We start from the raw sequence: 12629 nt of genomic DNA, 5'->3' as shown, positions 1-12629 counted from the left end.
ATGAAGAAAATTCTTTTCGCGGCGCTTGCCCTTACAATGCTCGCGACGGTATGCCTCTCACAGGCCGCTTTCGCGGAGAACTTCGTCGAAGTCGACAGGACGGAGAGGAATATCGCCTACCTCGACACTGACTCGATCAAGGATAACGGCGGCTATCTGACGGCGGTCACAAAGATCATCCTCCGTACGCCGGAGGAGAGGGCTAAATTCAAGGAGCGCAGCGGCCTTGACGCGCACTACGTCCTGATGACGTTCGCATATAATAAGGCGGCGCGCGAAGACCAACTGCTCAAAGCCGAGGTAGTATACGGCTATGAAACGGCAGGAAATGAATCAAACGAGTTTTCCGCCCAGGGCTGGCGCGCCGTCCCGGAAAACACCATCGGCGCGGTCATCTACGACAAGATAATAGGGGCGGTTAAATAGCGGCTTTTCAAATTTACTCATTCAAATATACCCCTTCTTCAGAATGGACGGACGAGGCTTTGCCTCGCCGTCCATTATCTTTCTAATTTGTAATCATTCCAAAGGTTGACAAAATTATTAGCTTATGCTAACCTTAGCGCCGTAAATGAGTTAGTGGTATCTAACCACTTTTAAGAGACGGAGGTAATGTCCATGATGCCTTTAATGATGGCCGATACGAGGATGGCCTACGGGATCAAAAGGATAGGCGGAGAGGGCACTCAGAGACAGTTCATTGAGGGGCTCGGTTTTGTTCCCGGAGCCGAAGTCGTGATCATATCAAAAAATGCGGACAACCTTATTGTCAGCATAAAGGGCTCAAGAGTAGCGATAAACAGAGACGTGGCCCTTAAAATAATGGTTTGACAAGGAGAGGATCAGTCATGAGAACTCTGAAAGAGGCGAAACCGGGCGAGTCCGTCAGCGTTGTGAAGGTACACGGAGCCGGCGCTTTGCGGCGCCGCCTGCTTGACATGGGCATTACGAAGGGAAGCCGCATCGACATATTGAAGGCGGCCCCGCTCGGAGACCCGATCGAGGTTACTATACGCGGATATGAACTTTCTCTGAGGAAGTCGGAGGGAGAGATGGTCGAGGTAGAACCTATCATTTAAAGAATCATGCGCGGGATGTGCGTCTTGCGCATTTTTAAATCTTATTTAGGTTAGGTTTTGCTAACCACAGGAGGAATTGGCATGATCAAAAAAATTGCTCTCGCTGGGAACCCCAACAGCGGCAAGACGACTTTATTCAACGCTCTCACCGGCGCCAACCAATCGGTCGGCAACTGGCCTGGCGTTACGGTTGAAAAAAAGGAGGGCGTCCTTCGCGGTAAGAAAGACGTGAGGATCATCGACCTTCCAGGCATATACTCCCTCTCTCCCTACAGCCCCGAGGAGCGCGTCGCCAGGAATTACCTGCGGGACGAGACGCCTGACGCGATAATCAACATCATCGACGGCAGTAATCTCGAACGTAATCTCTACCTGACGACGCAGCTCACGGAGCTATCGATCCCGGTCGTGGCGGCGGTCAATATGATCGACGTCGTAAAGAAGAGGGGCGAATCGATAGATTGCGCCAAGCTTTCAAAAAAGCTCGGCATTCCCGTAGTGGAGATCTCCGCGCTGAAGGGGACGGGGCTTGACGCGCTCGTCAAAAAGGCATACGTCGCCGCGGAGGAGAAGACGGTCCCGGTGGTAAAAAGGATATTCCAGGGCTCCGTCGAGAAGGCCCTCGCCGAGATAGAGCTGGCTTTCGCGGATACTCTGCCGGCAGACCGCATCCGCTGGTACTCCATCAAACTATTCGAGGGGGACCCCGACGTAATGGCGGAGCTGAAGGACAACGTCCGCGGCATCGAGACGGCAAACGCCGTCAGAGAGCGCTGCGAGACGGAATTTGACGACGACGCCGAGAGCATCATCACCAGTGAAAGATACGCCTATATCAGCGCGTTGATAAAGGAATCGCACAAGAGGCAGAACGAATCGCTCCTCACAATGACGGACAAGATAGACGCCGTCGTGACAAACCGCGTGATGGCGTTGCCGATATTCGCGGCGATCATCTTCGCCGTTTACTACATCTCGGTGACGACGGTGGGCGCTTTCGTGACAGACTGGACGAACGACGTCCTCTTCGGCGAGATCATCCCGCCGGCGGCTGAGGGAATCCTCGCGGCGCTGAATGTCGCGGATTGGCTCCAAAGCCTGGTCCTTGACGGGATCATCGCCGGCGTCGGCGCGGTCCTCGGCTTCGTGCCGCAGATGTTGGTCCTCTTCGCGCTGCTGGCGGTCCTTGAATATTCCGGGTATATGGCGCGCGTCGCCTTCATCCTCGACAGGATATTCCGCCGCTTCGGCCTCTCCGGGAAGTCGTTCATCCCGATGATCGTCGCCACCGGCTGCGGCGTCCCCGGCATCATGGCTTCGCGCACGATAGAAAACGAACACGACCGCCGGATGACGATAATGACGGCGACCTTCATGCCCTGCGGCGCAAAGCTGCCGATCATCGCCCTCATCGCGGGAGCGCTGTTCGACGGTACCTGGTGGGTCGCTCCGAGTGCCTATTTCGTCGGCATCGCCTCGATAATCATCTCAGGGCTGATCCTGAAAAAGACGGCCCTCTTCGCGGGAGAGAGCGCGCCCTTCGTCATGGAGCTGCCGGATTACCACATGCCCTCTCTCTTCAACGTTCTCAGCAGCATGTGGGAGCGCGGATGGAGCTTCATTAAAAAGGCGGGAACGATAATCCTGCTCTCAACTATATTTGTCTGGTTCACTTCAAGTTTCGGCTACGCCGACGGCCGCGTCGTGATGGTAGAAGACCTCTCGGACGGCTTCCTCGCCGCTATCGGGCGTTCGATAGCCTGGATATTCGCGCCGCTCGGCTGGGGCACCTGGCAGTCCGCCGTCGCCGCCTTTACTGGGCTTGTCGCTAAGGAAAACGTCGTCGGCACCTTCGGAATCCTCTTCGGCTTTGCCGAAGTATCGGAAGAGGGCGAAGAGATCTGGCAGCAGCTCGCGGCCCACTACACACCGCTCGCGGCTTACTCCTTCATGCTCTTCAACCTTCTCTGCGCCCCCTGCTTCGCGGCAATGGGAGCGATCAAGCGCGAGATGAACAGTACGAAGTGGACCTGCCTCGCGATAGGATACCAGACCGGTTATGCCTATGCGGTGGCCTTCGTCGCCTACCAGCTCGGCCTTGTCGCCCTGGAGGGCAAACCGTTTACGGCGTGGACGGCGATCGCCGCGGCGGTCCTGCTGGCAGCCATCTACCTGCTGGTGCGCCCGCAAAAAAAAGACTCGGCGGCAATTGACGGAAGAGTGCGCGCCGCCGATATAAGTTAGAAAGTCAGGAGCGTGAACATTAATGATTGCCACAATAGTGATAAGCATACTTCTTTTCGCGGCGGTGATCGCGATACTGATGAAAATCAACAAGGACCGGCGCGAGGGCAAAAGCTCCTGCGGCTGCGGCGGAAGCTGCGGCAGCTGCTCTGGATCGACCATCTGCCACCCGCCGAAGAAAGACAACAAATAAGATAGACACGGTTTCTCCCAAAACCCTTCTATAAAACCCACACCACACACAAAGCGACGCCACTGCCTTCGAATAGAGACTCGGAGGCAGTCGGCGCGCTCTCCCTGCCCAACAGGATTGTGTACGGACCGGAGCCGGCCTCGCGTTTACCCGCAGGCCGGCTCCAACCGTTCGGCAACAAAAAGAGGCCGCCCCGCCGTGCTGTATGACGGCGGGGCGGCCTTTTAATATCAACGGCCCGTGCGGAGAGGCTTAGAGGTCCGTGACCTTTGCCTTCGCGAACCAGTCTTTGCCCTCTACGAGGCGCGAAATGATCAGAGCGGAGCATGTGTCGCCCGTCGCGTTGACCATCGTCGCCGCGGGGTCGACAAGGAAGCCGATCGTCGCGATGATCGGGAAAGCTTCGGGGGGGAAACCGTAGAGGCTCACGATCAGCATCTCGCCGACCAGTCCGCCGCCGGGAATGCCGGAGAGGACGACGCCGGATAGCACCGCCACCGCGACGGCGGTCGCCATCGTGCCAAGGCCGGTAAACGGCAGGCCGAAGATGCCGAAGAGGAAGGATATTTTAAGGATGCCGGAGAGGCAGGAGCCCTCCATGTGGGCGGTCGCGCCGATCGGCAGGACGATCTCGCTGATGTCGCGCGGAATGCCCATATTCGTCGCCGCCTCAAGGTTGATCGGCAGCGTCGCCGTACTGCTGCCCGAGCCGAGCGCCATCAGAGCGGGGGCGATGATCTTGCTCCAGAAGACCCTGACGCCTCTGCCGTCCGTCGCCCACCATGAATAGATCGTGAAGGCGACGAAGAAATAGCCGAAGGTCGCCACGTGATAGACGACCATCGAGCGGAAATAGGCGCCGAGCAGCTGCGGCCCGTAGTCGCCGACGAGCGTCGCGAAGTAGGCGCCGAGTCCGATCGGAGCATAGTACATGAGGTACTTGACCATCTGCAGCATAGCGTCGGCGACGACGGAGATACCGCGCCCGATCGACCGTCCCCTCTCACCGAGGGACTGGAGGCAGAAGCCGAAGAAGATCGTAAAGAGGATCAGCGGCAGCATCGCGCGGCGCGAAAGCAGGTTCACGAAGTCGTCGGTCGTAAAGGCTTTGACGATCTGGTCCGGCGTGCTGAAAGCCTGGATCTCGCCGGCGGCCTGCATCTGGATATTCGCTCCCTGCGCCGGTGGGAAAATGGTGACGGTGACAAGCATGAGGATCGCCGCCAGCGCGCCCGTGATCAGGAATACGACGACGAGCGAGCGCATGACCTTCCCGAGACGCTCCATCGAGGACATAGAGGCGACGGCGCTGCATATCGTCGTAAAGACGAGCGGCACGACCACCATGAACATCGCGTTGATGAAGAGATCCCCGAGCGGTTTGAGCACGAGGGCGTCCTTGCCCATCACGGCCCCGATGACGCAGCCGACGGCGATGGCACAGAGAAGGATTATCGGAAAGCGGTATGCCTTCCACACACTGTTTGATTCTGACATAAAAAAGCACTCCTTTCGATGTTATATCGATAAAGCTATCTATCTGCATAGCCATATATGCCTGACTTATATGGCTTTATACTCGCAAAAAATCCGAATATCCTATTACAATTATACTATATATTGTATTAAAGTAGTGATGTATTAGCCCTTGCGCCGTTTATCATCATGTTTGCCAGATTATACGCCTTTTTTAAAGAAAAAATAGGCATATATGGCAGATTTTAATGTTCACGCTGAAAATTTGCCGCAAAACGGCGCAGCATCGCGGCGGCGATGAAGAGAGTCAGCGCCTCCGCGGCCACAAAAGAGAACCAGAGGCCGCGCATTCCAAAAAATCGGGAAAAGAGGGCCGCCAGCGGCAGGGCCAGCAGAAAGGCGCGCAGCGAGGAGATCAAAAAACCGCGCTTCGGCATCTCCGCCGCGCTGAAGAAGGCGGCGGTCACCACATTAAGGCCGCCGAAGAAAAAGCCCGCGAAGTAGATGCGCAGCCCCTCCTCCGCGTAGGCGGCCAGCAGCCTGTCGCCGGCCTGGTTGAAAAGCGCGGCGATCTCCCGCGCCCACACGAAGACCGCGCCATAGGCCAGAGAGGCGGCCCCCAGCGAAAAGAGGGCTCCGTAGCACAGGAGCGCGCGGCAGCCCGCCAGGTCGCCCATGCCGCGGCGGCGGCTGACGAGCGGCTGCATCCCCTGCGCGATACCGACGAAGACCGCAAGCTCGACGAGCGCGAGATTCGCCACGACGCCGTAGGCGGCGACGCCGGTATTACCGGCCATCGCCAGGATAATAAGGTTGAAGGCGGCCAGCGCGGCGGCGGAAGACAACTCCGTCACCATTGAAGATAACCCCAGCGGGATCATCTTCAAGATATAGACGCCGCGCGGACGCGAGAACGAGAGAGAAAAAGAGCCGCGCCGCAGGATAAAATGCAGCGAAAGCAGCGCGATGCTTATCATCGGGGCGATCGCCGTGGCAAAAGCCGCGCCGAAGATGCCCCAGCCGAAGGGAAAGATGAAGATATAATCAAGCGCGATATTAGAAAGGCTGCCCGTCACCATCGCCGCCATCGCGAGCCGCGGGCCGCCGTCGTTGCGTACAAAGGCGAGCAGAATATTATTCATGATAAAAAATAATGAGAAGGAGAGGATCGTTCTTAAATAGGTCTCCGTCATCGCAAAAATAGCCTCGTCGGCGCCGAGCGTCCGCGCGATCCAGCCGCTGCAAAAAAGTCCGGCGGCGGTAAAGACGGCCGCAAGCACGGAACCGAGAATGACCGTCGCGGAAAAAATCTCCGAACGCCCTCTTCTGCCGGACGATAGCGAGAGGGAAAAAAGCGTCGCGCCGCCGATGCCCGCCATCAGCCCGGCGGCGTTCAGCAGGCTGTAAAATACGATCGCAAGATTCAGCGCGGCGAGCCCCTCCGCGCCTAAAGCGGCGGCGACAAACCAGGTGTCGGCAAGGATATAGCAGGAAATGCCGACCATCCCCATCACGCTCTGTGAAACATATTTGATAAAAGACATGAAAAGCTTTCCCCTCATAAACAAACACCCTCCGCAAAAATAAAAACCGCGCCGAGACTCACCCCTTCTAAGGCCTGACGGCGTGAGTCCAGCGCGTTTAAAACCGCATTACCCGGCGGCAATGCGTTACGCATCATCTTATTACCGCGGATATTCTAACACAAAACATTCGCCAACAACAGAAATCTCCGGTTCCGGACATTCGCCGGTTTGCCAAAGAATAAAAATGCTGTAGACTGAAGAGAATAACTCTCGTTATGCGTAGGAGGGCCGCCGCGATGGAGAGGATTTTTTCAAGGCTGAAAAGGCGTCTTTTCATGAAACGCCCGGCGCGTTTCGCCGTTCTCGCCGCCTCGCTGATCGTCGGGGCAACGCTGATCGGGCTGCTCTTCCGCGCCCTCGGCTTTCCGGAAACGAACATCGTCATCATCTATCTCCTCGCCGTGCTGCTCACGGCGCGCTTTACCGCCGGCTATCGCTGGGGCATCGCCGTATCGTTCGTATCCACATTCACCTATAACTTTTTCTTCACCGTTCCGCTCTATTCATTCGCGGTAAACGACAGCTCCTACATCGTCACCTTCGCCATCATGACGATCACCGCCTCGATAACCAGCGCCGTGACCTCCAGGGCGAAAGCCTCCGAAGAGGAGTCTCTGCGCCGCGAGGCGGAGGTGCTGATGCTTTACAGCTTTACAAACCGGTTGAGCAACGCCTTCACGCCGCATGAGATAGCGGGCGTTGCCGTAAACACCATACACGGCTTTTGGGGCTGGCAGGCGGCCTGCCTCTGTTTCGACGGCGACGGGCGGCCTGAAAACTCCTATATCCAGCAGGTGGGCGAGGATACCCCCGTCTGGCGTATGACCGAGGACCCAGAGCGGATCGGCGGGGAGATGCTGCGGCTGCGCAGCGCCTGTCTGGCGGGAGCCGAATTCTTCGACTGGCCGGTCTACAGCACCGACAAACTGCTCGCCGTCATCCGGATACCGGCTCCCGACGCGATCGCGATGACCGGCGACCAACGGCAGGCGCTGCACTCCGTGATCAAGGGGGCCGCGCTTGCGATGGACAGGTACAGAAGCGCGCGGGCGCGGCTGAGATCGGAAGAAGAGGCGGCGCGGGAGCGCTACCGCGGCAACCTCCTGCGCGCCATCTCACACGACCTGCGAACTCCGCTCGCCGGGATCATGGGCACGGCGGAGATCCTTATCGGGCGGGACAGAGACGGCGGCGCGGAAAAATCACTTGCCCTGGCGATCTACAACGACGCGCAGTGGCTTCACGACATCGTGGAGAACGTTCTTAGCCTGACGAGGATACAGAGCGGAGCCTCCGTCATAAAATATGAGCCCTCCGCGCTGGAAGAGATCGTAGAAGTCGCGATAAACCACGTCAAACGCCGCCTGGCCGGCCGCCGGCTGGAGGTGCGGCTGCCCGACGAACTGCTGATGGTGCGGGCTGACAGCCGCCTCATCCAGCAGGTGCTCGTCAACCTTCTCGACAACGCGGTCAAACATACGCCGCCGGGAAAGACGATCGAGATCTCAGCCGCCCGCGAGAACGGCGGCTTCGCGCGTGTCGCGGTGGCGGACGAGGGAGAGGGCATCCCGCTGGAGGACTTGCCGCACATATTTGAAATGTTCTATACTTCCCAAAAACGTTCCGCCGACGTGAAAAAAGGCATCGGCCTCGGACTTCCTATATGCGAAGCGATCATAAGGAGCCACGGCGGCACGGCCTCGGCGGAAAATATCACGGACGGCGGCGCGCGTTTTACCTTCACGCTGCCGCTCGCGAAGGACGGTCAAAATGAAGAGACGCATACTGATAGTTGAAGACGACAGCCAGATAAGGAATTTCAACTGCTTCGCCGTCGAAAACGCGGGACTTGAATACGCGGCCGCCGCCAACGGAGCCGAGGCGACGGGCAAGCTGCTCTCCGAGCGGATCGACCTCATCCTGCTCGACCTCGGGCTGCCGGACATAGACGGCATGGAGATCATAAAAAAAGTGCGCGAATGGTCGGAGATGCCGATCATCATCGTCTCCGCCCGCGACCAGGACAAAGAAAAAGCCGCGGCGTTAGACGCGGGGGCGGATGATTACCTGACCAAGCCCTTCTCCGCCACCGAACTCTCGGCGCGTATCCGCGTCGCGCTCCGCCACCTGGACCGCCTGGGGAAACCCCAGCAGGAGGCGGCCAAAAATGTCGGCGGCCTGCGGATCGAGCTTGACCGCCGCCTCGTATACCTTGACGGCGGGGAACTCCACCTGACCCCCATGGAATATAACCTGCTGGCCCTCTTTTTCAAAAACATCGGCAAAGTGCTGACCTCGGCCTACATCATCAGGCAGATATGGGGAGTCGGATACGGCAGCGACACACAATCGCTGCGCGCCCTGATGGCCAGCCTGCGCCGTAAAATAGAAAAAAGCCCCGCACAGCCGCGATACATCGTCACCGAAGTGGGAGTAGGTTATCGCCTAGTCGACGAATAGCAATCCATACCTTCACTACAAAATGACGATAACAGGCTTCCTGCTTTGAGGGGAGGTCCTGGCTGTTTGACGCTTACGGTTAAACTGTTGCCAATCGGCTATAAAAAAACAGACCCAGGATGATCTCCTGAGTCTGTTTTCTCAATTAATTCCAGCAGCGATCTACTCTCCCACGGATACCCTCCGTAGTACCATCGACGATGGAGTGCTTAACTGCCGGGTTCGGCATGGGACCGGGTGGATCCACTCCTCTATTACCACTGGAAACTTTATGAATAAACGCTTGCGCGTTCATCTGCTTTGTCATCGTCCCCAGCTATAATACTAAGTTCGATCACGCAAATCAAAGATTTGCTATCTCACTTATCTATTACCACTGGAAACTTTATGAATAAACGCTTGCGCGTCTATCTGCTTTGTCATCGTCCCCAGCTATAATACTAAGTTCGATCACGCAAATCAAAGATTTTGCTATCTCACTTATCTATTACCACTGGAAACTTTATGAATAAACGCTTGCGCGTCTATCTGCTTTGTCAATTCCACTGACTGCAAGACTAAGTTCGAAGACGGAAATCAAAGATTTCCTTTCTCACTTATCTATTATCACTGGAAATTTTCTATAAACCTTCTATCAGGTCTATAAAGGATTTATGAGGTTAAGGCCTCGGTGTATTAGTATTGGTCAGCTCAAAGGGCGTTACCCTCTTACACTCCCAACCTATCTAACCGGTCGTCTGCCGGACACCTTACTTGCTTATGCAATGAGGTATCTCATCTTGAGGCCGGCTTCCCGCTTAGATGCCTTCAGCGGTTATCCGATCCGAACATGGCTACCCAGCTTTTACTCCTGGCGGAATAACTGGTTCACTAGCGGTCCGTCCATCCTGGTCCTCTCGTACTAGGGACAGTTCCTCTCAAGTACCTTGCGCCCACAGTGGATAGGGACCGAACTGTCTCACGACGTTCTGAACCCAGCTCACGTACCGCTTTAATGGGCGAACAGACCAACCCTTGGGACCTGCTTCAGCCCCAGGATGCGATGAGCCGACATCGAGGTGCCAAACGCCGCCGTCGATAGGAACTCTCGGGCGGCATCAGCCTGTTATCCCCGGGGTAGCTTTTATCCGATGAGCGATGGCCTTTCCACTCAGGACCACCGGATCACTAGGACCAACTTTCGTTTCTGATCGACCTGTCAGTCTCACAGTTAAGCCACCTTATACCCTTACGCTCTTTGTGTGTTTTCCATTCACACTGAGGTGACCTTCGCGCGCCTCCGTTACTCTTTGGGAGGCGACCGCCCCAGTCAAACTGCCCGCCTGACAATGTCCCGCATCATGCTTCAATGCTTGCGGTTAGAATCCCAGCACAATAAGGGTGGTATTCCAACGGTGTCTCCATAAAGACTGACGTCCTTATTTCACTGACTCCCACCTATCCTATACATACTATACCGAAATTCAATATCAAGTTACAGTAAAGCTCCACGGGGTCTTTCCGTCCTACTGCGGGTAACTGGCGTCTTTACCAGTACCACAATTTCACCGGGTCCACTGTCGAGACAGCGCTCAGATCGTTACACCTTTCGTGCAGGTCGGAACTTACCCGACAAGGAATTTCGCTACCTTAGGACCGTTATAGTTACGGCCGCCGTTTACTGGGGCTTCAGTTCAAGGCTTCGACTTGCGTCTAACTTCTCCCTTTAACCTTCCAGCACCGGGCAGGTGTCAGACCCTATACTTCGGCTTGCGCCTTGAGCAGAGTCCTGTGTTTTAGTTAAACAGTCGCCTGAGCCTGGTTTCTGCGAACCAAAGATGCTTATTACGTATAGTATTGACATCTCCAGCCACTCCTTCTCCCGAAGTTACGGAGTCAACTTGCAGAGTTCCTTAACAATGGTTATCCCGTTCACCTTAGCCTTCTAAGCCAACCCACCTGTGTCGGTTTTGAGTACGGGTTCGATAGTTCTCCATAGTGGCTTTTCTCGGCAGCCGAGCATTTGCACCTTCTCGAATCAGATTCTTCCACGTCAGTTCTCGGCCTTTAGAAAAAGGGATTTGCCTCTTTTTTCAGCCTACGACTTTGTACCGGGATTTCCATCACCCGGCGTGCATAGCTTTCTGCGTCACCACTTCTGCCAAACGAGCTACCGAAGGGCGGGATTGTCTACCCGCTGTCCATCGACTACGCCTTTCGGCCTCGCCTTAGGTCCCGCCTAACCCTGGGTGGATGAACCTTCCCCAGGAATCCTTGGGTTTTCGGTGAGTGTGTTTTTCGCACACTTTTCGCTACTCATGCCGTCATTCTCACTTCTTTATTGTCCACAGTGCCTTACAGCACTGCTTCGTCCTATAAAGAACGCTCCCCTACCAGTCAATAGATATCTCCATTGAATCCGAAGCTTCGGCGCCATGCTTAGCCCCCACATTTTTGGCGCAGGGACGCTCGACCAGTGAGCTGTTACGCACTCTTTCAAGGGTGGCTGCTTCTGAGCCAACCTCCTGGCTGTCTGGGCATCCCCACATCCTTGTAACACTTAGCATGGGCTTTGGGACCTTAGCTGTCGGGCTGGGCTGTTTCCCTTTCGACTACGGATCTTCGCACTCGCAGTCTCACTCCCAATCTTGATCTGCAGGTATTCTGAGTTTGATTAAGCTCGGCAGGCAGTGCTGCCCCCTTACCTATTCAGTGCTTTACCCCCTGCAGTCTGTCGATTGAGGCTGCACCTCAATGCATTTCGGGGAGAACCAGCTATCACCATACTCGATTAGCTTTTCACTCCTATCCACACCTCATCCAGGCCTTTTTCAACAGGCTGTGGTTCGATCCTCCAACCGGTGTTACCCGGTCTTCAATCTGGACATGGATAGATCGTATGGCTTCGGGTCTATAGCACGCGACTTGCGCCCTGTTCAGACTCGCTTTCGCTGCAGCTGCAAACCTTGTAGTTTTTAACTTGCCACGTACTATAACTCGACGGCTCATTTTCCAAGAGGCACGAGGTCACATCCGAAGATGCTCCCTCTGCTTGTTAGCACGAGGTTTCAGGTCTGTTTCACTCCCCGCCAGGGGTGCTTTTCACCTTTCCCTCTCGGTACTGTTTCTCTATCGGTCGCTGAATGTGTTTAGCCTTGGACCGTGGTCGGCCCGGATTCGTACGGAATTTCACGTGCTCCGTATTACTTGGGTGTCTGTCTAAGAGGCCTTTTATTTCACTTACGAGGCTTTCACTCTCTGTGGCTCGATTTTCCAACTCGATTCGGTTATAAAACGGCTTTGTAACTCTTTCGGAGTTCTGCAGGACTCCGCGACAGGTCCCTCTACCCCATTTACACAACGCCTGCAGGCTTGGCATGTATATGGTTTGGGCTGTGCCCCTTTCGCTCACCACTACTTGGGGTATCTCTTACGATTTCTTTTCCTCCGGGTACTGAGATGTTTCACTTCCCCGGGTTGCCGCCTATTGGATAGGCTCACAGGTTACTCTGTGAAGGTTGCCCCATTCAGAGATCCGCGGATCACGGGATGCTTGCTCCTCCCCGCGGCTTTTCGCAGCTTGCTGCGTCTTTCTTCGGCATTCAGCGCCAA

9 protein-coding genes and 2 rRNA genes (1 of these 11 cut by a window edge) are annotated in these 12629 nt (G+C 55.8%); 7 read left to right on the top strand and 4 right to left on the bottom strand.

From position 1 onward, the window contains the following. The 5 genes from CLOEV_RS00595 to CLOEV_RS16330 all read left to right on the top strand — a co-directional run bounded on the left by CLOEV_RS00595 (position 1) and on the right by CLOEV_RS16330 (position 3516). Positions 1 to 426, top strand: a complete 426-nt coding sequence (locus CLOEV_RS00595; RefSeq protein WP_008709197.1) for a hypothetical protein — start codon at positions 1 to 3, stop codon at positions 424 to 426. 192 nt (positions 427 to 618) lie between these two features. Further along, the gene (locus tag CLOEV_RS00590) at positions 619 to 831 is read left to right on the top strand and encodes a FeoA family protein (protein ID WP_008709195.1); all 213 of its coding nucleotides are present in this window, start codon (positions 619 to 621) and stop codon (positions 829 to 831) included. A 17-nt stretch (positions 832 to 848) separates the two neighbouring features. Then, complete coding sequence (locus CLOEV_RS00585) at positions 849 to 1079, top strand: FeoA family protein (protein WP_008709194.1); 231 nt, start codon at positions 849 to 851, stop codon at positions 1077 to 1079. Positions 1080 to 1160: 81 nt separating this feature from the next. Beyond that, positions 1161 to 3323: a ferrous iron transport protein B gene (feoB, locus tag CLOEV_RS00580; protein ID WP_034441306.1), complete on the top strand. Its 2163-nt coding sequence runs from the start codon at positions 1161 to 1163 to the stop codon at positions 3321 to 3323. 22 nt (positions 3324 to 3345) lie between these two features. Beyond that, the gene (locus CLOEV_RS16330; protein ID WP_008709191.1) at positions 3346 to 3516 is read left to right on the top strand and encodes a FeoB-associated Cys-rich membrane protein; all 171 of its coding nucleotides are present in this window, start codon (positions 3346 to 3348) and stop codon (positions 3514 to 3516) included. 252 nt (positions 3517 to 3768) lie between these two features. Here the strand turns inward: CLOEV_RS16330 and CLOEV_RS00575 are convergent, their stop codons facing one another. Both CLOEV_RS00575 and CLOEV_RS00570 read right to left on the bottom strand, forming a co-directional pair. Next, positions 3769 to 5013: a dicarboxylate/amino acid:cation symporter gene (locus CLOEV_RS00575; RefSeq protein ID WP_008709190.1), complete on the bottom strand. Its 1245-nt coding sequence runs from the start codon at positions 5011 to 5013 to the stop codon at positions 3769 to 3771. A gap of 224 nt (positions 5014 to 5237) precedes the next feature. Then, a complete protein-coding gene (locus CLOEV_RS00570) occupies positions 5238 to 6554 on the bottom strand; it encodes an MATE family efflux transporter (RefSeq protein WP_008709189.1) in 1317 nt (438 codons plus the stop codon). Positions 6555 to 6814: 260 nt separating this feature from the next. Between CLOEV_RS00570 and CLOEV_RS00565 the strand changes: the two genes are divergently transcribed. Both CLOEV_RS00565 and CLOEV_RS00560 read left to right on the top strand, forming a co-directional pair. Then, positions 6815 to 8374, top strand: coding sequence for an ATP-binding protein (locus CLOEV_RS00565; RefSeq protein WP_034441304.1), 1560 nt, complete (start codon positions 6815 to 6817; stop codon positions 8372 to 8374). Then, positions 8349 to 9038: a response regulator gene (locus tag CLOEV_RS00560; RefSeq protein WP_034441302.1), complete on the top strand. Its 690-nt coding sequence runs from the start codon at positions 8349 to 8351 to the stop codon at positions 9036 to 9038. Before CLOEV_RS00565 ends, CLOEV_RS00560 begins: the two co-directional genes overlap by 26 nt. A 149-nt stretch (positions 9039 to 9187) precedes the next feature. On the opposite strand, the gene rrf is transcribed toward CLOEV_RS00560, so the two are convergent. After that, a 5S ribosomal RNA gene (rrf, locus tag CLOEV_RS00555) occupies positions 9188 to 9303 on the bottom strand. 390 nt (positions 9304 to 9693) lie between these two features. Continuing rightward, a 23S ribosomal RNA gene (locus CLOEV_RS00550) occupies positions 9694 to 12629 on the bottom strand (it continues 33 nt past the right edge of the window).

The sequence above is a fragment of the Cloacibacillus evryensis DSM 19522 genome, from assembly GCF_000585335.1.
In the GTDB taxonomy this organism is placed as follows: domain Bacteria; phylum Synergistota; class Synergistia; order Synergistales; family Synergistaceae; genus Cloacibacillus; species Cloacibacillus evryensis.
This window is presented reverse-complemented; position numbering and strand designations above follow the sequence as displayed.

Excerpts from the sequence above, each read along its gene's own strand:
- CLOEV_RS00595 (WP_008709197.1), top strand. The coding sequence starts at position 1 with ATGAAGAAAATTCTTTTCGCGGCGCTTGCCCTTACAATGCTCGCGACG.
- CLOEV_RS00590 (WP_008709195.1), top strand. The coding sequence starts at position 619 with ATGATGCCTTTAATGATGGCCGATACGAGGATGGCCTACGGGATCAAA.
- CLOEV_RS00585 (WP_008709194.1), top strand. The coding sequence starts at position 849 with ATGAGAACTCTGAAAGAGGCGAAACCGGGCGAGTCCGTCAGCGTTGTG.
- feoB (WP_034441306.1), top strand. The coding sequence starts at position 1,161 with ATGATCAAAAAAATTGCTCTCGCTGGGAACCCCAACAGCGGCAAGACG.
- CLOEV_RS16330 (WP_008709191.1), top strand. The coding sequence starts at position 3,346 with ATGATTGCCACAATAGTGATAAGCATACTTCTTTTCGCGGCGGTGATC.
- CLOEV_RS00575 (WP_008709190.1), bottom strand. The coding sequence starts at position 5,013 with ATGTCAGAATCAAACAGTGTGTGGAAGGCATACCGCTTTCCGATAATC.
- CLOEV_RS00570 (WP_008709189.1), bottom strand. The coding sequence starts at position 6,554 with ATGAGGGGAAAGCTTTTCATGTCTTTTATCAAATATGTTTCACAGAGC.
- CLOEV_RS00565 (WP_034441304.1), top strand. The coding sequence starts at position 6,815 with ATGGAGAGGATTTTTTCAAGGCTGAAAAGGCGTCTTTTCATGAAACGC.
- CLOEV_RS00560 (WP_034441302.1), top strand. The coding sequence starts at position 8,349 with ATGAAGAGACGCATACTGATAGTTGAAGACGACAGCCAGATAAGGAAT.